General features: G+C 44.7%; 18 protein-coding genes and 1 pseudogene. 17 read left to right on the forward strand and 2 right to left on the reverse strand.

Going from position 1 to position 18,938, the window contains the following annotated elements; all coding sequences use genetic code 11:
• The first annotated feature begins 6 nt into the window (after nt 1-6).
• The 10 genes from QUB68_RS29135 to QUB68_RS29180 all read left to right on the forward strand — a co-directional run bounded on the left by QUB68_RS29135 (nt 7) and on the right by QUB68_RS29180 (nt 10,566).
• Nucleotides 7-1,566: a response regulator gene (locus QUB68_RS29135; RefSeq protein WP_332998395.1), complete on the forward strand. Its 1,560-nt coding sequence runs from the start codon at nt 7-9 to the stop codon at nt 1,564-1,566.
• Nucleotides 1,567-2,198: 632 nt separating this feature from the next.
• Nucleotides 2,199-2,561: a response regulator gene (locus QUB68_RS29140; protein ID WP_332998396.1), complete on the forward strand. Its 363-nt coding sequence runs from the start codon at nt 2,199-2,201 to the stop codon at nt 2,559-2,561.
• Nucleotides 2,562-2,572: 11 nt separating this feature from the next.
• On the forward strand, nt 2,573-3,172 hold the full coding sequence (locus QUB68_RS29145) for a chemotaxis protein CheC (protein WP_332998397.1): 600 nt from the start codon (nt 2,573-2,575) through the stop codon (nt 3,170-3,172).
• A gap of 145 nt (nt 3,173-3,317) precedes the next feature.
• On the forward strand, nt 3,318-3,788 hold the full coding sequence (locus QUB68_RS29150) for a HAMP domain-containing protein (RefSeq protein WP_332998398.1): 471 nt from the start codon (nt 3,318-3,320) through the stop codon (nt 3,786-3,788).
• A 60-nt stretch (nt 3,789-3,848) separates the two neighbouring features.
• Nucleotides 3,849-5,636, forward strand: coding sequence for a methyl-accepting chemotaxis protein (locus tag QUB68_RS29155; RefSeq protein WP_332998399.1), 1,788 nt, complete (start codon nt 3,849-3,851; stop codon nt 5,634-5,636).
• A gap of 317 nt (nt 5,637-5,953) precedes the next feature.
• Nucleotides 5,954-6,544, forward strand: a complete 591-nt coding sequence (locus tag QUB68_RS29160) for a Uma2 family endonuclease (protein ID WP_332998400.1) — start codon at nt 5,954-5,956, stop codon at nt 6,542-6,544.
• Between the two features lie 103 nt (nt 6,545-6,647).
• Nucleotides 6,648-7,661: a chemotaxis protein CheX gene (locus tag QUB68_RS29165; RefSeq protein WP_332998401.1), complete on the forward strand. Its 1,014-nt coding sequence runs from the start codon at nt 6,648-6,650 to the stop codon at nt 7,659-7,661.
• Between the two features lie 6 nt (nt 7,662-7,667).
• Complete coding sequence (locus QUB68_RS29170) at nt 7,668-8,768, forward strand: protein-glutamate methylesterase/protein-glutamine glutaminase (RefSeq protein ID WP_332998402.1); 1,101 nt, start codon at nt 7,668-7,670, stop codon at nt 8,766-8,768.
• Between the two features lie 126 nt (nt 8,769-8,894).
• Nucleotides 8,895-10,004, forward strand: coding sequence for a glycosyl transferase (locus QUB68_RS29175; RefSeq protein ID WP_332998403.1), 1,110 nt, complete (start codon nt 8,895-8,897; stop codon nt 10,002-10,004).
• Between the two features lie 145 nt (nt 10,005-10,149).
• Complete coding sequence (locus tag QUB68_RS29180; protein WP_332998426.1) at nt 10,150-10,566, forward strand: secondary thiamine-phosphate synthase enzyme YjbQ; 417 nt, start codon at nt 10,150-10,152, stop codon at nt 10,564-10,566.
• Here QUB68_RS29180 and QUB68_RS29185 read toward each other — a convergent pair.
• A complete protein-coding gene (locus tag QUB68_RS29185) occupies nt 10,553-11,068 on the reverse strand; it encodes a heme-binding protein (protein WP_332998404.1) in 516 nt (171 codons plus the stop codon). The genes QUB68_RS29180 and QUB68_RS29185 overlap by 14 nt on opposite strands.
• Nucleotides 11,069-11,499: 431 nt before the next feature.
• Here QUB68_RS29185 and QUB68_RS29190 point away from each other — a divergent pair, with 431 nt between their 5' ends.
• Nucleotides 11,500-12,702, forward strand: a complete 1,203-nt coding sequence (locus QUB68_RS29190; protein WP_332998405.1) for an EAL domain-containing response regulator — start codon at nt 11,500-11,502, stop codon at nt 12,700-12,702.
• A gap of 164 nt (nt 12,703-12,866) precedes the next feature.
• A pseudogene (locus QUB68_RS29195) lies at nt 12,867-13,601 on the forward strand (prohibitin family protein).
• A gap of 199 nt (nt 13,602-13,800) precedes the next feature.
• Here the strand turns inward: QUB68_RS29195 and QUB68_RS29200 are convergent.
• The gene (locus QUB68_RS29200) at nt 13,801-14,829 is read right to left on the reverse strand and encodes a LysR family transcriptional regulator (RefSeq protein ID WP_332998406.1); all 1,029 of its coding nucleotides are present in this window, start codon (nt 14,827-14,829) and stop codon (nt 13,801-13,803) included.
• 296 nt (nt 14,830-15,125) lie between these two features.
• Between QUB68_RS29200 and QUB68_RS29205 the strand changes: the two genes are divergently transcribed.
• The 5 genes from QUB68_RS29205 to QUB68_RS29225 all read left to right on the forward strand — a co-directional run bounded on the left by QUB68_RS29205 (nt 15,126) and on the right by QUB68_RS29225 (nt 18,783).
• Entirely contained in the window at nt 15,126-15,977 is an 852-nt protein-coding gene (locus QUB68_RS29205; protein WP_332998407.1) for an APC family permease, read from the forward strand.
• Nucleotides 15,978-15,989: 12 nt separating this feature from the next.
• Nucleotides 15,990-16,703 carry a cadmium resistance transporter gene (locus tag QUB68_RS29210; RefSeq protein WP_332998408.1) on the forward strand — a complete coding sequence of 238 codons (714 nt, stop codon included), beginning with the start codon at nt 15,990-15,992 and terminating at the stop codon, nt 16,701-16,703.
• Between the two features lie 11 nt (nt 16,704-16,714).
• On the forward strand, nt 16,715-17,377 hold the full coding sequence (locus QUB68_RS29215; RefSeq protein ID WP_332998409.1) for a cadmium resistance transporter: 663 nt from the start codon (nt 16,715-16,717) through the stop codon (nt 17,375-17,377).
• 251 nt (nt 17,378-17,628) lie between these two features.
• A complete protein-coding gene (locus QUB68_RS29220) occupies nt 17,629-18,264 on the forward strand; it encodes a hypothetical protein (RefSeq protein WP_332998410.1) in 636 nt (211 codons plus the stop codon).
• A gap of 93 nt (nt 18,265-18,357) precedes the next feature.
• The gene (locus QUB68_RS29225) at nt 18,358-18,783 is read left to right on the forward strand and encodes a YidH family protein (protein WP_332998411.1); all 426 of its coding nucleotides are present in this window, start codon (nt 18,358-18,360) and stop codon (nt 18,781-18,783) included.
• The last annotated feature ends 155 nt before the right edge of the window (nt 18,784-18,938 follow it).

Consider the following 18,938-nt stretch of genomic DNA (forward strand, 5'->3'; position numbering starts at 1 on the left):
ATAGGTTTGCGGCTGCTGCTAGTAGAGGATAATGCCACTAACCGCAAAATTATTACCCTGCAAGCTAAGTCTTGGGGCATGGTTGTCCGCGCTGCAAAATCCGGTGTGCAAGCGCTGAAAGTGCTGCAACATGAAAGTCTGTTTGACTTGGCAATCTTAGACTTTCATCTGCCGGGAATGGACGGCATTACTTTAGCTGAAAAAATTAGGGAATTTCCTCAAGGTAAAAATTTACCTTTAATGATTTTGATTTCTGGCGGCCGGCCATCGACGCGGGAAGTTCAAGGGCGAGTTGAATTCGCAGCTTTTGTATACAAACCAATTAAACAAGCGCAGCTCCATGAGGTTTTGCTCCGCATCCTGGGCGGGGAATGCAGCACAAATCAACCGTGTTTTTCGCAACCTCAATTTAATCCTGAATTAGCCGCTAGACTACCTTTAAAAATACTGGTAGTAGACGATGTAGAAGTCAATCAAATGGTGGCAGCGCAGATTTTAAACAAGTTAGGTTACAGTTCAGATTATGCTAGCGGCGGCCAAGCAGCTTTGGATGCTTTGGAGCGTTCAGAATACGATATTGTGTTTATGGATATGCAAATGCCAGAAATGGACGGGCTGGAAACTACCCGCATGATCCGCCAGCGGTTTTCGGGAGATTTGATATTAGACAATCCTCGCGCTCAAGCTGTAATCGAAAATTCCAAATCGACTTCTCCTTGGATTATTGCGATGACGGCTAATGCGATGCAGGGCGATCGCGAACTTTGTTTAGATGCTGGGATGAATGATTATATCACTAAGCCGGTGCGAGTGCAGGCAATAGTTCAAGCGATCGCTCAGTACGATCGAGAAACCGGGCCTTCCAAATTAAATTCTGAGCTGAACAATCCGCAGGCGGAGCCTACAGACTATGCTACCCAAGCTCAGCCTGGAGACGAGATTAAAAATGTTGCGCCTGCGGTTGATGAGATTGCCTTTCAAGAGTTAAAGTATTTAATCGCTCGCGCAGGTGTCTTAATTTCACAAATTGAAGCTGGAACTCAATCGGAAGCGGCAAATTTTCCTCCTAATCCTGGGAAAATTCTAGCGGCTACTGATCATATTCAATTTCCGACTTTACCTGCTGTGAAACATCCCAACCTAGAAGCAGAAAAATCTCAAATTACACCGCCAGCAATACCGGAAAACTCTCTACCGAAAACAGCCACATCGGCAATAGAAGTGCCGCCTCTTGACAGTCAAACTTTTGAAGAATTGAGGGAGTTATTAGGAGAAGAAGCCGAAGAATTTTGGTTCGAGCTAGTTGAGAAATTTCTGGAAGTAGCACCGCCCAAATTGCAGGAACTAGCAGATGCTGTCAATCAAGCCGATGCTCCCGCCATTAAAGCCTCAGCTCACGCTCTTAGAGGTGCTTGTACGACAGTCGGAGCCATCCCTTTGTTTCAATTGTGCGCGCAGCTAGAACAGATGGCGCGCAATGAAACTGTCTCAGGTAGCGAGGTTCTGATGTGCAAAATTGCCGCCGAGTATCAGCGGGTAAAAGTGGCTTTGCTATCTAGTTACTGATCTCGCAGAAGGCAGTTCGGCAACGGATTGTGAAACGGATAGAAGGAATTTAACGGATAGAAGGAATTTAACGGATAGAAGGAAGGATAGAAGGAAGGAAGGAAGGAAGGAAGGAAGGAAGGCTTTAGTTATCGTCGCGAGAGGAAGAATGCTTTAGTTATCGTCGCGAGAGAAGGAAGAATGCTTTAGTTATCATAAATTCTCTTGTGGGCCGTTGCTCCTAGCCCGCCGCGCTTAACAGGCAGGATGCCTGTTCCACAATACATGAATTCTCTTGTGGGCCGTTGCTCCTAGCCCGCCCCGGAGCAGCATAATTGAGCATAGATTGCTGCTTGATAAAAGCGCTCGGATCTGCTGTTTAGCCGCGCCATTTGTGCGATCCCCGTTTTCCCCAAATATTCCAAACTTTAGGCCATTTAGCCAAAGACACAACTTTAGAGTTTCTGACATAATCTGATACAATTTTCAACAGAATCTCAAAAGCAGTGTGACAACTAAATCAGTAATTTTTCAGATACTGTTGAGCAACTTACCAGTATAAACAACTACATCTAGTGCGTCAGTTACTGTAGTTCAACGGTTCGATTTACCAATTATCAATTACCAATTGTTAAAGTTAAGGAGCGCAAAAAATGGGTTTAATTCTAATTGTAGACGACGCAGCATTCTCTAGGCGAATGATTCGCAAAGCAATTGAAGAAGCCGGACATCAAGTCATAGAAGCAGCCAACGGAAAAGAAGGCTTAGATATGGCTGCATCTCAGTCGCCCGACTGCATGATGACAGACTTGTTAATGCCAGAAATGGACGGTTTCGCTTTGCTCAAAGCTATGGGCGAAAAAGGCTCGAAAATTCCAGTAATTGTACTTTCAGCAGATATTCAAGACAGTGCTAAGCAGAAGTGCCAAGAATTGGGAGCATTTATGATGTTGAAAAAGCCCCCAAAAGCTCCAGATATTCAGGCGGCTATCCAAAAAGCTCTGGATAGCAAATAGGAGATATCAGAGTGGAGCTAACAGCAGATGAAATAGATGCTTTGAAGGAGCTGATCAATATTGGCGTGGGAAGTGCCGCTGGAATGTTGAACGAAATGATTCAATTTCCCATCCAGTTGCAGATTCCAGATATTGAGCTGATCTCCGCGAAGGAGCTGCGAAGCGAATTACAAAAACGCTTCGGGATAGAGCCTCTTTCCACTGTGCAGCTCGGCTTCAGCGGCTCATTTAGCGGCAGCGCTCAGCTACTTTTTCCGACTGACAGTGCAGTAAATTTAGTCTCTGTTCTCACTGGCGAAGAAAAAGGAAGTCCTGACCTTGATGCTCTCAAAATTAGTACCCTCAGTGAGGTGGGGAATATGGTAATTAACGGCGTTATGGGTTCAATTGGCAATATCTTAGACCAACCGTTAGACTATGCGGTTCCCTATTACGCAGAGGAAGAAATTGAGGAATTGCTGTTAAAAGAACAGTCTCTAGATTGCGGGAGTGTGCTGTTAGCTCCGACTCACTTTAGTATTGAAGAACAGCAAATTCAAGGAGACATTCTGCTGTTTTTCGATGTGGGTTCCTTTCAGATGCTGCTGAAGGCGATCGCCGCAGTCTCTTAATACCGCAAATATTCCTAATTAAAGGGGGATTATTTGCCTCCAATACGGCAAGCAAAAACCGGGTTTCCGACAGCAATTGCCGAAAATTCTCTACAGATTGCGACGGCCCTGTTTGCGTAATAAATTCTATAAAACTACCTAAAACATGGATACACAAAATCAATCAACAGCCTCAGAATCTCCGGCAAATGAATCGGATGCCAGCGGGGATTTGGTAGGAACAAAAATTGCCGAAACCGACGTAAATCCTGCGACAGCAGAGATTGTCAACACCCAGTACCGGCAGCAACTGATTATTGCTCTGGCAGCAGTCAGAGATGGGGACTTTAGCGTTCGTTTGCCCGCAGACAACGGCTTGGGTGAAATTGCCAAACTATTCAATGAAATGGTGAGCGTTAATGAAAAATTTGCGGACGAAGTAGATCGGGTCAGCCAAGTAGTTGTTGAAGAAGGGAAAGTGCCTAAACCGACAGCAATTAAAGAATTCAAAGGTTCTTGGGTTAGCAGCATGGACGCGGTGAACGCGACGCTAAACAGCTTAATTACTCCGACAATAGACATGGCGCGAGTGCTGCACGCTGTAGCTAAAGGCGATTTGTCGGAGAAATTTAGCTGAGAATTTGAAGGCAAACCAATCAAAGGATTGTTTCGGCGCATTGGGACGACTCTCAACAAAATGGTAGACCAATTAAATGGTTTTAGTTTAGAAGTAACTCGGGTCGCCCGCGAAGTTGGTAGTGAAGGCAAATTGGGAACCCAAGCACAGGTAGAAGGGCTATCTGGTATTTGGAAAGAACTTACTGAAAGCGTTAACTTGATGGCGGAAAATCTCACCAATCAAGTGCGGAATATTACTAAAGTTGCAACGGCGATTAGCGTCGGCGATTTGAACGAAAAAATTACAGTTGAAGCCGAAGGGGAAATTTTACAACTGAAAGATACTCTGAATCAAATGGTTGACTGTCTCAACGATTTTGCAAAAGAGGTGACGCGGGTAGCAAAAGAGGTGGGAACTGAGGGTAAACTCGGCGGTCAAGCGCAAGTTCACGGAGTGGCTGGCGTCTGGAAAGATTTAACGCAAAATGTTAATTTAATGGCGAGCAATCTTACCAGTCAGGTACGCAATATTGCTGAAGTTACTACGGCGGTAGCTCAGGGAGATTTGTCTAAGAAAATTACTGTGGAAGCTGAAGGGGAAATTCGGGATCTCAAGAATACGATTAATGAAATGACTGTTCAGCTTAACGAGTTTGCTTTAGAGGTGACGCGGCTTGCTAGAGAGGTTGGTGTTGAAGGTAAACTCGGAGGTCAAGCAACAGTTCAGGGTTTGTCGGGTACTTGGCTGAGTTTGGCTGGCAATGTGAATATTATGGCGGCTCATATTACGGAACAAGTTCGCAATATTGCGGAAGTTTCTATGGCTGTGGCTAAGGGAGATTCATCCAAAAAAATTACTGTAGAAGTTCAAGGAGAAGTTCTGGAACTGAAGGATACGCTGAATACAATGGTTGACCAGCTTAATACTTTTGCTGACGAAGTAACCGGGCTGGCTAAACAGGTAGTTTCAGGACAATTGGGAGGGCAGGCGATAGTTCCTGATATTGGCGGGACTTGGAAAGATTTGACGGATAATGTTAATTTGATGGCGGCTAATTTGACCGCTCAGGTGCAGCAAATTTCGCAAGTGGCGATCGCAGTTAGCGGTGCTTCGGAGGAATTGATTGGCGAAAGCCAAAGTATGGGGGCTGCGGCGGAAGAAACTTCGGCTCAAGCGGGTACGGTATCTGCGGCGGCGGATTTAGTTAATAGCAATACTCAATCGGTAGCTACGGGGATTGAGGAGATGAATGTGAGTATTAAGGAAATTGCTAAGAATGCTTCGGAGGCTGCGACGGTTGCTAATTCGGCGGTGAGGATGGCGGAAAGTACGAATCAAACTATTACTAAACTTGGCGTTAGTAGTGCAGAAATTGGTAATGTTGTCAAGGTGATTACTTCGATCGCCCAACAAACTAATTTGCTGGCTCTGAATGCTACAATCGAGGCGGCGCGGGCTGGAGAAGCGGGCAAGGGTTTTGCGGTGGTGGCGAATGAGGTGAAGGAGTTGGCGAAGCAAACAGCAGCAGCGACTGAGGATATCAGCAAGAAGGTTGAGGCGATTCAAGCTGATACTAAAAGCTCTGTGCTGGCGATCGCCCAAATTACTTCAATTATCAACCAAATTAGCGATTTCCAAACTACGATCGCCAGTGCCGTTGAGGAACAAACGGCTACGACTACCGAAATTGCGCGGAATGTCAACCAAGTTGCGATCGGTTCTGAGGAAATTGCCCGCAATATTACCAGCGTCGCCGATGCGGCGGGAAGTACCGCCGCCAGTGCTAGCAATACTCAAAATTCGGCGATCGAATTATCGAAAACTGCCGCTCAATTGCAAGGACTTGTTAATCAGTTTAAGTATTGATTTTGTCAGTTGACAGTTGACAGTTGTTAGTAGTCAGTAGTCAGTAGTCAGTAGTCAGTAGTCAGTAGTGCCAACTTAACGTCTTATGTAGTGCCGGTCTTCTGTCTGGCGATTAAGGCCCAGATATCCCTGGCACCCCCCTTCCCAAGGGGGGGACAAGAAGCTCTCAAAGTCCCCCTTGCTTTCGGGGGATTTAGGGGGATCTGGCCTCGGATAAAAGCGAGATTTTTCAATGGTTTCAGGCGATTGTTGACACTAATGCGCACCCTACATTGGACTTTAAATATGAAGCAAAAGTCAATTAGCAGGATATCGAAATGTTAACTGAAATACGGAACCGACTTTATACTCTTGATGAGTACCGACAGTTAGAAAAGACTGCTGAATTCAGAAGTGAATATCGCGATGGAGAAATTGTATCAATGACAGGAGGCACGATTAATCAGAACCGGATTACAGGCAATATCTATGCCTTCTTGAAATCTGCTTTGCGTGGAAATAATGCCGAAGCATTTATGAAGGATTTGCGGTTGTGGATTCCTCGACATCGCCGGGGAACTTACCCCGATGTCATGGTAATTTCTGGACTACCAGTTTTTAGTGAAGGGCGTAAAGATGAAATCCTCAATCCTGCGCTGATTGTGGAAGTGCTTTCTAAATCTACAGAAGATTTTGACAGAGAGAACAAGTTTCGGTTTTATCGATCGATTCCTGAGTTACGCGAGTATATTTTAGTCGATCAATATGAGTTTTTGGTTGAGCAGTATATTAAGAATGAATCAGGACAATGGTTATTTCAGGAGTACGAGGGAGAAAACTCTACAGTTTCCTTTGCTTCTGTGGGAGTACAAATGTCTATGGGCGATATCTATGAGGCCGTTATATTCGAGACGGAGGAGACGCCATAATATCAACATTAGCGGTAAAGTTATGGTGCGCATTTCGCACCAAAATGATTAGTCCAAGAATGCTTAAAATCAATTACCAATTGCCAATTCCCAATTCCCTAAAATGAAAACCTACTCAAAACCAATTTCATTAATTCTAATGGGAGGATTTTCGGAATCAGAAAATCAGAGATTGCGCGAAACTTTAAAAGCAGACGAATATGTATTTGCCACAGCTACCGATTTGTACAATTGTTTAGATATCGCTGAGTGCCACCATCCCAAAGCTGCAATCCTAGATTTTGCAGCCATAGAACACAATTATTTACCCATTATCCAATTCTTGCAGTTGTTACAAATACCCACGATTATACTCAGCGACGACTTAGCAAGAAATATGATTCAGTATTTGTCGCTAGCAGGAATATTCGCCACTCTCAAAAAAACCAACAATCAACTAGAATTGCGGCGCACCGTGGCAATTGCTGCTTACCCAAACGCTGGCAGTGCAATGGATTCCGACAGTCAAATGCGGAATTTTAACTTGGGCAAGCTCGAAACAGGAAAACACAACAAATTACAGGATGTTGTCAACAAAGCGATCGGCACAGCCGTGTCTCAAATGAGCGAAATGATCGCCTGTGAGGTGGAATTTGAAATGCCTTCATCTCAAGCACTGTCGCCGCTATTTTTGCATAAAAACTTGATTCAAACTTTGGGGAAAAATCTAGTAGCTGTAGCACAAATTGATTTTCACGGTAATTTATCGGGTTCGGTTCAGATGTTGTTTTCCTGCGAGGCTGCTGATGCTCTTGTTTTAGCTCTCAACGGCGGCGGCGATGTCGCTAGTGAGGAATTCAAGCAAGAAAAAGCCGACATCATGGGGGAAATTGGCAATTTAGCTATTGGTGGTATCGTTGGGACGTTTAGCAATACATTAAAATACGATCTCGGCTATGTAGTTCCCCACTATATAGAAGGTTCGGTAGATGAAATTTTTAGCGCTATGAATTTTAATATGAGGTCAACAATTATCCTGTTTATGTCTCATTTCAAAATCATCGATTTTGGGGTTGATGGGGATTTTATTCTGTTTGTTCAAGCTCGCTTACTGCTCGATTTGTTATTTCGAGTTTAATAGAAAATGCCCAGAATTAAGATTTTAGTTGTTGATGATTCGGTAGTGGTTCGCAGGTTATTGAGTAACCTACTCGACGGCGATGCAGCACTGGAAGTTGTGGGGACTGCCGCCAACGGTAAAATTGCTTTAGCCAAGATTTCTCTAGTGCATCCAGATTTGATTGTGCTGGATGTGGAAATGCCGGAAATGGACGGTTTGGAGACGCTGGCGGCAATCCGAAAACAGGACGAGAATATTCCTGTAATTATGTTTAGCGCGCTCACAGAGTTGGGTGCTGTTGCTACTCTGAATGCTCTGGCGCTTGGTGCTACGGATTACGTGACCAAGCCTCACAACATGAACAGCAAGGAAGAGGCGCTAGAGCAAGTCCGCGAGCAATTGATTCCGAAAATTAAGGCTTTTTGCAGTGGCGAGAATAATCGAAAATTGGGTAAAATTAAAGTAGACGAAAAAGAGAAGGTTGCTAGTACGAAATTGCCTGTAAAACCGCTTTTAATCTCGTCTAATTTAGCGATAAATCTTCAATATAAAGTCAAAATTGTGGCGGTTGGGGTTTCGACGGGTGGGCCAAATGCTTTGGAAATTATTTTGCAGGATTTGCCGGCTAATTTCCCTGTACCAATCGTCATTGTGCAGCATATGCCTCCGGTTTTTACGAAGCGTTTGGCCGATCGCCTGACCGAAAAGTGCAAGATTAGAGTGGAGGAAGCTGTGACGGGAGGTATTGTCGAGCCGGGAGTGGTTTGGATAGCGCCCGGTGATTACCATATGGTGCTGGAAAAACAGGGTTTTGGTGCGCGAATTCGCACGCATCAAGAGGCGCGGGAAAATTCTTGTCGCCCTGCGGTTGATGTGCTGTTTCGATCGACTGCTAAGATTTACGGTGCTGGGGTTTTGGGTGTGGTGCTGACTGGAATGGGGCAAGATGGGCTGCTGGGTTGTCAGAATATTCGGGAGGCTGGGGGTAAGATTATTGTTCAAGATCAGGCTAGCAGCGTAGTCTGGGGGATGCCGGGAAGTGTTGTTAATTCTGGTTTTGCCGATCGAGTGGTATCCTTACAAGACATGGCAGCCGAAATTATCGATCGAGTTATTAATCATTAGTTATGAGTTATGAGTTATTTGTTATTTGTTATTGTTCTACCAATAACTGATAACAAACAACCCGCAAAATGCGCGATGCCCTGTTTGGCCGATGCCCGATGCCCCATTCCCAATTCCCAATTCCCAATGTCTAGACCAACATTATATATTGCCATCACAAATCATGGATTCGGTCATGCTGTCCGAGTTTCTTCCGTAGCTGCAAAAATTCAAGAATTAAATCCAGATATTTTACTAATTATTACAACAACTGCGCCTCGCTGGCTGCTAGAATCTTATATTACTGGCGATTTTATCCTCCGTCCCCGCGCTTTAGATGTGGGTGTCGTGCAAGCTGATAGTTTGCATATGGACAAAGAGGCGACGCTGGAAAAATTGCAGAAAATTCGGAAAAATCAAAATTCGATAATTGCGGGCGAAGTAAATTTTATCAAGCAAAATCGGGTGGGTTTGGTGCTGGCTGATATTCCTCCTTTGGCAACGCTAATAGCGGCATCTGCTGGGGTTCCTTGCTGGATGATGAGCAATTTTGGCTGGGATTTTATCTATCGAGATTGGGGCGGGGAGTTTACGGAAATGGCTGATTGGATTGGTGAATGTTTCGGAAAGTGCGATCGGCTTTTTCGTCTGCCTTTACATGAACCGATGCCAGCTTTTCCAAATATTCAAGATGTCGGCTTGACTGGTGGAAATCCTCGTTATAGTAATGATAAAATTAGGGAAGTATTCGGCATTGAATCACCGCTGGAAAAAACTGTGTTGCTGACTTTCGGTGGGCTGGGTTTAGAGGCAATTCCTTATCACAATCTCCAGCAATTTAGTGATTGGCAATTTGTCACTTTTGATGCGGGAGCTCCGAATTTGCCGAATTTGATTAGAGTGAAAAATCAGGAGTTTGCACAATCTTTCCCTATTTTACCGCGTCCGGTTGATATGATGCCTGTATGCGGCCGCATGGTTTCTAAACCGGGATACAGCACTTTTTCGGAAGCTTTGCGGTTGGAAATACCTGTTATTTCTATTATGAGAGAAGGTTTTGCGGAAGCTGCGGTGTTGTTGGAATGGCTGAAAAATTATGCACAACATCAAATTGTGACGGCGGCGGAGTTTTTTGAGGGGGATTGGGGGTTTTTGCGGCAACCGCTACATCCGCCGCTTTTGTCGGATAAGTTGGATAAGCACGGTACGGAGGATCTCGCCCAAGCTGTTGTAGACTATTTTAAAGAGGGCGATTAGGATGACGGTGATTCAAGAGTTTTGCAAACAGTCTGATTGAATGTTTAAAATATTAGATGTTTGTAGTGAGGACTTCAGTCCTCAAAAAAGAGAGGACTTCAGTCCTCACTACGAACCTTATAATGGTTATTTTACCGGATATGATATGCTTCATCATCAGCAAATACTCAAGATTAAAACTACAGGGAAGTCTCTGTGCAAAATCACTCCTAAGATAGAAGATGCGGTGGCGAATTCAGGTATTGAAACCGGACTTTGTAGCCTGTTTTTGCGCCATACTTCTGCTAGCTTGGTGATTCAAGAAAATGCTGACCCGGATGTACTTCAGGATTTGGCTAATTTTTTAGCTAAACTGGTACCGGAGGGCGCGAGTTACATTCACGATGCGGAAGGCCCAGACGATATGCCGGCGCACATTCGCACTGCGCTGACTCATACTTCCGAGCAAATCCCGATCGCCCGCGGTAGATTATTGTTAGGAACTTGGCAGGGAATTTACCTGTGGGAACACCGCCAGCGGGGCAATATTCGCGAGTTAGTTGTTCATGTCAGCGGCGTTTGATGGGAATCTGTACCTCGCTGATTTTAGTGGCTTCCGGTGTCATCGGAGAGTTGTAAAAAAAGCGGCGCGGTGGCCCGACTATTTCGTATTCGGGATGTTCTTGAAGCCAATCTTTGAGTTTCTGGAGGTTGTTTTCGTAGCTTTCCCAAGTGTAGGCGCCACCCACGCCGATGCTGACAACTGTCATCGGTGAAGTATCCGTGACTTCAACAGCAGAGTTAACGCTGCTGGGAGCGATATTTGGTGCGGGATAGAGGAATGAAACTTCTGCAACAGGAACTGTATTGATTTGCTCGGAAGTTGCGGTGTAGCGCGCTTCTACTGGCGTTGTCATCGCAATTTGGTTGTTGCTGATGTGTTGAAATAAGGGATTGAAGGCGATTCCTGTTGCTTGCCGCAAATCGCCCGCGTGGGTGTAGGTGACAGCGCGATACTGAGGATATTGCTTAACTTCTATGACGCCAATCTGTGCGGGCTCAGGGAATCCACTAGGTAATGCCATTTGAGATTTTAGATGTGAGATTTTAGGTTTTACATTTAAGAATGAGGAAAGACTGACTCTGCAAGGGTTTGCAACTTGCTTGCAGTTGCGTTGTTTTTGGCAACTGCTATAAATAAGCTGAGATTGTTTGCAGACAATCGATCGACCGGCACAATCATTTTAGCAGTTATTCAGGGTGCTGCTAACTGGCGATCGCCTAGAATTAGTTGAGAGATTTCTTAATTAACCTCGTAATAATACGGACGACACTGAGTAAGCAGAGAAACATTAATCTAGTTGTCCTTGAAAAATTAGCGTTTTTCAGGGGCGTCTGCTATTTTTGTCGGAAAATATTCGCCTGTTGAGCCGATCGAGCTGGGCATTTTCAGTGATGGCCACACCGATCGCGTTCAGCAACGCCGCTCAATTATACCGCTTGCAGGGAATGACATATGAAAAAGATTCTAGTGATTGAGGACGATCGAGTAATTCGGGAGAATATTCTCAAACTCCTCAAAGCTGAAGGTTTCGACGTGACGGGTGCATCCAATGGAGCGCAGGGTTTAAATGCGGCGGTGTCAAATCTTCCCGACGTGATTGTTTGCGACGTGATGATGCCGCAACTTGACGGGTATGGGGTGCTGGCGGCCTTGCGATCGCATCCTATTACTGCTACAGTACCTTTTGTTTTTCTGACTGGTAAAGCCGATCGCTCCCAAGTGCGGCAAGGTATGGAATTGGGAGCAGATGATTACCTGACTAAACCTTTTACTAAAGCTGAACTTGTGGGCGCGATATCGAGCCGCTTGAAAAAACAAGCAGCTTTGGCCCAACAGCAGAGTAATTTGCGATCGCAAAGCAGCGAATCGCTTCAAGATGCCGACAAATTGGAGCTGCTCAAAACAAGTTTGTGCGCCGCCCTAGAACGAGAAGAATTCCAAGTTTACTATCAGCCGCAGGTCAATGTCCAGACTGGAAAAATTATGAGTGCAGAAGCTTTAGTGCGCTGGCTGCATCCCGAAAAAGGGTTGATTTCGCCCGCCGAATTTATTCCGGATGCCGAAGAAACAGGCTTTATTGTACAGTTAGGCGAGTGGGTTTTGCAGACAGCTTGCAGGCAAATGCAGGTTTGGCAAAATGCTGGTTTTTCCTTGCAGCAGGTAGCGGTGAATCTGTCGCCGCGCCAATTTCACCAGACGAATCTCAGCAGCAGAGTTGCCCAAATTTTAGCAGAGATTGGTTTGGCACCAAGCAGTTTGGAATTAGAGCTGACAGAAAGTATGATGGTGGAAGATGCCGAAAGTGCGATCGCTACTTTACAACAATTGAAAAATTTAGGAGTTTCTATATCTATTGACGATTTCGGCACAGGTTATTCTTCTTTAAGCTATCTGACGCAATACCCCTTCGATGTTTTAAAAATAGACCGCTGTTTTATCAGCAATATCACCGATGGTTGCACAAATGCAGCGATTGTGAAAGCGATTATAGAAATGGCGCACAGTCTCTGTCTTGAAGTAATTGCCGAAGGAGTTGAGACGGAAGCAGAAAGAGATTTTCTCTGGCGCTACCAGTGCGACGCCATGCAAGGATATTTGTTCAGTCCTCCTGTGCCGGCTGCGGATTTTGAACGGTTGCTAGTGTCCGGCAAATAGAAAATCGGTGCCGTCAATCTTTGTCCTATAATTAAGTGCGATCGGGGTGAAATATGGTTTTAGAATCCAGCAGTAACGTTGACTCACTCAAATCAAGCAAGAAAAAAGATAAGGATGTTTACATAGCTGTTCAACTAACTATAGCTATCGTGTGTTTAGCTATTATGTCCAATTTTTTTTCGATCGTCAACGCTGGAGAACGGGGCGTGATGATGCAGTTTGGTAAAGTGCAAGAACAAATCCTCGGAGAAGGACTGCACGTAATTGTCCCCATAGTTCACACCGTGCAAAAATTGAGCGTCAGGGTACAGAAACAGGAAATTTCGGCTGAAGCTTCCTCAAAAGATTTGCAAGATGTTTTCACGGATGTAGCCCTCAACTGGCACATTATCCCAGAAGAAGCAAATGCAATTTTTCAACAAATTGGTGACGAAAAAGCAGTTATCGATCGCATTATTGCTCCGGCAGTTGAAGAAGTATTAAAAGCAGTCATGGCAAAATATACGGCTGAATAAATTATTACTAAACGGGGAGAAGTTAAAGCCGGAGTTGATGATTATTTGACCTTGAGGCTGGTTGCATACCACATTGCCGTTGATGATCTCTCTTTAGTACACGTTCACTTTTATGAGCGGTTTAGCGATGCAGTGGAGGCGAAACAAATTGCCGAACAAGAAGCAAAAAAAGGGGAGTTTTTAGCGCTGAAGGCTGCAAAAGAGGCGGAGGCTAAGGTGAATTTAGCTAAAGGAGAAGCGGAAGTACAAAGATTGCTCAGGGACAATTTGACTGCGGAACTGTTGGAAAGGCAAGCTATAGAAAAATGGAACGGGAAATTGCCGCTGATTGTTGGTGATGGCAGTAAAAACTTATTGGATTTGAGGAAATTTGTCGATCGATAATTATAATCCAATACACTTGGGTTAACACTGTTTATCTCCCGGAGATCCCCCTAAATTCCCCAAAAGCAAGGGGGACTTTAAGAACTCTCTTGTTCCCCCCTTGCTTTTGGGGGGTTAGGGGGGATCATCCTTAACTGAACCGTATTGGGTTGTAGGTTGTATGAATGCTGGCAAATAGCTACCAATTACCAATTACCCATTACCCATTACCAGAAACTTCAGTTAATATCTGTTCAAATGCTTTAGTAATTCCAGTTTTAAAACGCTGTCTGTGCTTCAGTTTCAAAACAGGTTTAATTATTTCAAAAGATACATTTGAACTTGGTTTGCTATCGATAATTTTAATGGATCGCAGTGTAGATAGCTGCAATTCTTTGTTTACCATCAATTCAGGAATAGCCGCTGCACCTGTGCCGCTTTCCACCACTGCTTTGACCATTTCACTGCTGGTCAAAACTAAAGTTACATTCAATTCATTAGGATTAATACCCCAACTTTGCAAAGCTTGTTCCAACATTTGCTGAACTCCCGAACCGGGTTCTCGCATCACCCAATCTGTTTCTGCAATTTCGGTTAAATTAATTTCTTGACGATCAAACCAAGGGTGAGATTTGCCAACTACAATCAGCAAGCGTTCGCTACCGACAATTTCTTCCTCCAGCGTGTTCTTAAGCGAAGCTTTGATGTCTCCCGTCACCAAACCTAAATCAAATATTCCCGTCGCCATCCCCGCACAGATTTCTTCGGCATTGGCGAGAGTACAATTCACGCAAATACCGGGATATTTCTGTTTGAAATTGCTAATTTTGTCCGGCAACCAATAATTGCCAATTGTCAGACTGCAACCCAAGTTTAAATCGCCCCGCTGCAAGTCGTTCAACTCCCGCAAACCTCTCTCAGTCAAAGCAACACGATCGATAATTTTTCGCGTTTCGACTTGCAGCAACTTCCCGGCTTCAGTGATTTCGATGCGGCGCCCGATGCGGTGAAACAGTTTCACTCCATATTGCTCCTCTAAGCTTTGAATTGCCGCGCTGACAGCGGGTTGTGTGATGTAAAGTTCCTCCGCTGCGCGGCTGAAGTGCAGGTGTTCCGCGACAGCTAGAAAAACTCGCAGTTGGTCAAGTGTCATTCCGGCCATTGTGAGTACCCCATACAAAATACAGGTTTTTTTAAGACTTTCACCTATTGCGGCTAAACCTTGGCCTGTAGTTTTTTGCTCTTCCATTGTACAAGTTGGAAATCAGAAAAAAGGACGGTTGCTAACAGTTATTTTGACTTTTGCTTACAGCGTCAAGGCTTTCAGCTTGCGGCGCCCGATCGCCTTTGTACAGCCAAGAGTGATTTGTAAGGCTCCACTGCATCACTTGTATTTATTAATTCAATAAAAAACAACATTTGATTTTAGTGTTGAGGTGAATTAGAGTTATACTCAAGCGTCTGAACACTGAAGCCGACGCTGAAGCAGAACTCACTTTTTCAAATGGATCGCCAAAAGTCGATCGACAAAAATAGAAAAGATAAATGACCAAGAAAGCGCAAAAAAATCAGATTACGCTGTTAGCGATCGGGGCTGGCATTACTTGGTATGCAGGTTACAAAGATATCCAACTCTCAGCTATGGCGATGCTGTGGCTGGAAGGAGCATCTGTTGCCATGATTTCCATCTTAGGAATTATCATCTGGGCGCACAAAGGTTTTGCTCTGGATATGTCCCAATTGACTTTGGAAGGCGTAACTCCGGGGAGCATAGCGACGGGACTTGTATTAGTAATGTTTGGTTTCTCTGGTTTTGAAAGCGCGACATCTCTGGGCGACGAAGCAAAAAAACCTTTAAAAAATATCCCCAGAGCTGTCATGAGCAGTGCTGTAATGGCTGGTTTATTCTTCATTATGATGACCTATATTGAGGTGTTGGGTTTTAGCGGCACCGGACAGTCAATTACTGATTCTGAAGAGCCTCTAACTTTTCTGTCGCAACAGGTGGGATTTGGTTGGCTGGGTGAGTTAGTGGCGATCGGTGCTTTATTTAGCTTTTTTGCTTGCGTCCTCGGCAGCATCAATCCAGCGGCGAGAGTGTTTTTTATGATGGCGCGCCACGGTTTGTTTCACTCTTCATTAGGTGTAGCGCATTCATCTAATAAAACTCCCCACGTTGCGGTTTCGATGTGTACATTTCTGACATTTTTGGTTCCGGCTGTGATGTCTCTGTTTCACATCAAACTGTTCGATTGTATGGGTTATTTGGGGGCAATTTGCAGCTACGGATTCTTAACGGTGTATGTCTTGATTTCGATCGCAATAAGATTAGTTCGTAGTGCGGACTTAAGTCCGCTCCGATTTGGCGGACTTAAGTCCGCACTACAAACCATTTAAGGAAACACAGAAATGAACGAATTAGTGACAGCAATTTCCACTGGGATAACGGCTTTTACGGCTACGAACCTTGACGATCTTCTGATCCTGCTGCTGTTTTTCTCGCAGGTGAATGCAGCATTCCGGTACCGACACATTGTTGCTGGTCAGTATTTAGGCTTTATAGCACTGATTTTTGCTAGCCTTCCGGGGTTTTTTGGCAGCTTAATCTTTCCGCCAGAATGGATTGGAATGCTGGGTTTGCTGCCAATTGCGATCGGGCTTAGCCGCTTGCTGAATCCAGAAACCGACGATTCGGAAGTTGAGGCAGAATTAGAGCAATCTGAGAAATCTTTTTTTAGCAGTTTTCTGTCTCCTCAAACTTACAGCATCGCAGCGGTGACGGTGGCGAATGGCGGCGACAATATCGCGATATATGTGCCGCTGTTTGCGAGCAATACTTTAGAAAGTCTGGCGGTGATTATCGCTGTATTCTTCGCGCTGGTGGGCGTTTGGTGCTATGCTGCTTATCGGTTAATTCAGATGAGGGCGATCGCGGATAATTTGACTTGCTACGGCAATCAGCTTGTGCCTTTTGTTTTGATCGGATTGGGATTTGTGATTCTGCTGAAAAGCGGCACGTTGGCAAGTCCAACTTTAAGTATAATATCTTTAGTTTGTTTCGGTTTTTGTCTGATAACTCTGAGCAGAACTAACGCCAGCGAAACTGAAGTTCAGAATAATTGAAGGGACAGCACATGAGTTGGATTGCAGCAGCGATTATTGCCGGGATTACCTCTTTTGCCGCCACCAATATTGATGATATTGCGATTTTGATGCTGTTCTTCGCTCAGGTAACTTCTACTTTCCGTCCCCGGCACATCATTATCGGTCAGTATCTCGGATTTGTCGCCCTCATCGCTGCTAGTTTGCCCGGTTTTTTTGGCGGTTTAATTGTGCCGAAAGCTTGGATTGGTCTGTTGGGTTTGCTTCCGATCGCGATCGGCATCAGTCACCTAGTCAAGCGAGAAAATGAGGCAAATGACGTACAAGCGGTATCGGCGAAATTTAAGGGTCAATCTAACTCATCTGCGGTGTCAAAAATAGCAAGTCTGTTCAACCCCCAAATTTTTAATGTGGCTGCGGTAACAGTAGCCAACGGTGGAGACAACATCGGCATTTATTTGCCGCTGTTTGCTAGCAGCGATTTGCCGAGTTTAGCTGTTATTTTAGCAGTTTTCTTTTTGATGGTAGGTGTTTGGTGCTATGTCGCTTACTGGTTAACTCGCCAAAAGGCGATCGCCAGCGTTTTAACTCGCTACACCAAGGCTGTTGTCCCTTTTGTCTTGATTGGCTTGGGAATATTTATTTTGATTGAGAGCGGTACTTATCGGCTGCTGCCGCTATTTCAATCTCAATAATAATGGGTTAAATGTCCTGACTTCCATACCTCTCAAGATAGATAAGTTATCTAAATTTTTGCAAATAAATCTGGGTTTAGATATTGTTAAGAATTAGTAAAATTAACTTGACAATTAGAGTTGAAATGATAAAATGAAAAGTAAAAATACCCAGGTTTTTGACCTAAATAAATTTCCACAAAAATAAAAATTGGGAATTACCGAAGCGTCTACAAAGGAAAAAAAATTTGAGATTCTGGAAAATTGTTTTAGTGGTCTTAGTCATTGCAGTCAATTTTGTTTTTGCTCCGGCATCTTGGGCGGAGTCAGCCAAGCCTAAATACACGAGCGATCCCGACTACATAGAAGTGAGTCAAACTCTCAACACTCTGTTAGCGGCGAAAAACTCGACCGAACCAAGTGAGAATTACACCCCGGAGGAACTTCAAAAGAAAATCTCTCAATTGGAGTTTCAAAAGTATACTTTAGAAACGGGGAAAAGCTGGGGTCAGTGCCGCAATGACACTGGAAAAACCCTGGCTATCTACGGCCCGAAACGCAAAAAAGCTCCTTCCTCTTACGAGAATGCTCTTTATTTTCTAGGGGCTGGTCAAACAACCGAGGACAAATGGGATTGTGATGGAGTTTATCTGCCGAGCGATGTCAATGCAACAGATTTAAGTGCGATCGACAAAGTTGCACAAGCATTGACTGGCGGTGTAGCTCTTAAGATAGTTGACGGCACTCAATTAGTGGCGACAGCTAATCCCGAAACGGCGGCTGTAGAATTCAACGTTCCTACTGCTAAAGTTTTCAAACCGGGCGAGGTTAATTGGTTTTTTACCGACGTGTCGCAGGCGTACATAGATACGCAAGTTCCCAACGTACCGACTGAGGAAAACGATTAGTTTTGGTGCCGGCCGGGGGCTCTATCCCCCGGCTCAAAGCGAAAATATATCTGTTTCCATTCACATTTACAGTTAAAATTAAGAGTTTTATTTATGCTGTTAGGATTGATGAAATCGGCTCAAGCAGATACGCAGAAAACCAAGCGGCCCAATCCGTCGCGGGTGCGCGATCATTTGGCAAACGAGCGCACTTATTTAGCTTGGATGCGGACAGCGATCGCCCTGATGGGTTTTGGCGTCGTCATCGTCCGCCTGCGCGCCTTCCACCCGCCTCTGCTGCCCACTCCCGGCAATGGCTGGAAATTGGGTTTGCTGTTTTCGGCGGTGGGTTTGCTGACGGTGTTAATTTCCACTAAGCACTATTTTGCTGTGCGTCACGATATCGATTACGATACTTACGAACCTACAGACAGGTGGGTACTGCTTTTTAGTTTGGCGATCGTACTTCTGGGAGCTGGAGTAATTTATTTTATTTTCACAGTTCCCGGCAGCCAAACTACTTTAATGAGTCCCGAATAATCCGAGTTTTGACTAAAAATATATCAAAGGGTGCGATCGATCTGACATCTTGCACCATTTTCAATAATCCTGTAGGGGTGGGTTCGCCAACAGCCTTCAAGCCTGCAAACAGGTTAAATAAACCCGCCCCCACCCCACGAAAAATCCCCACTTGA

Source organism: Microcoleus sp. A006_D1 (assembly GCF_036702805.1).
In the GTDB taxonomy this organism is placed as follows: Bacteria; Cyanobacteriota; Cyanobacteriia; order Cyanobacteriales; family Microcoleaceae; genus Microcoleus.

Coding starts and splice junctions, on each gene's coding strand:
- QUB68_RS29215 (WP_332998409.1), top strand. CDS start 16,715: ATGAGTTGGATTGCAGCAGCGATTATTGCCGGGATTACCTCTTTTGCC.
- QUB68_RS29190 (WP_332998405.1), top strand. CDS start 11,500: ATGAAAAAGATTCTAGTGATTGAGGACGATCGAGTAATTCGGGAGAAT.
- QUB68_RS29225 (WP_332998411.1), top strand. CDS start 18,358: ATGCTGTTAGGATTGATGAAATCGGCTCAAGCAGATACGCAGAAAACC.
- QUB68_RS29210 (WP_332998408.1), top strand. CDS start 15,990: ATGAACGAATTAGTGACAGCAATTTCCACTGGGATAACGGCTTTTACG.
- QUB68_RS29200 (WP_332998406.1), bottom strand. CDS start 14,829: ATGGAAGAGCAAAAAACTACAGGCCAAGGTTTAGCCGCAATAGGTGAA.
- QUB68_RS29160 (WP_332998400.1), top strand. CDS start 5,954: ATGTTAACTGAAATACGGAACCGACTTTATACTCTTGATGAGTACCGA.
- QUB68_RS29205 (WP_332998407.1), top strand. CDS start 15,126: ATGACCAAGAAAGCGCAAAAAAATCAGATTACGCTGTTAGCGATCGGG.
- QUB68_RS29165 (WP_332998401.1), top strand. CDS start 6,648: ATGAAAACCTACTCAAAACCAATTTCATTAATTCTAATGGGAGGATTT.
- QUB68_RS29150 (WP_332998398.1), top strand. CDS start 3,318: ATGGATACACAAAATCAATCAACAGCCTCAGAATCTCCGGCAAATGAA.
- QUB68_RS29180 (WP_332998426.1), top strand. CDS start 10,150: ATGCTTCATCATCAGCAAATACTCAAGATTAAAACTACAGGGAAGTCT.
- QUB68_RS29140 (WP_332998396.1), top strand. CDS start 2,199: ATGGGTTTAATTCTAATTGTAGACGACGCAGCATTCTCTAGGCGAATG.
- QUB68_RS29155 (WP_332998399.1), top strand. CDS start 3,849: ATGGTAGACCAATTAAATGGTTTTAGTTTAGAAGTAACTCGGGTCGCC.
- QUB68_RS29175 (WP_332998403.1), top strand. CDS start 8,895: ATGTCTAGACCAACATTATATATTGCCATCACAAATCATGGATTCGGT.
- QUB68_RS29185 (WP_332998404.1), bottom strand. CDS start 11,068: ATGGCATTACCTAGTGGATTCCCTGAGCCCGCACAGATTGGCGTCATA.
- QUB68_RS29170 (WP_332998402.1), top strand. CDS start 7,668: ATGCCCAGAATTAAGATTTTAGTTGTTGATGATTCGGTAGTGGTTCGC.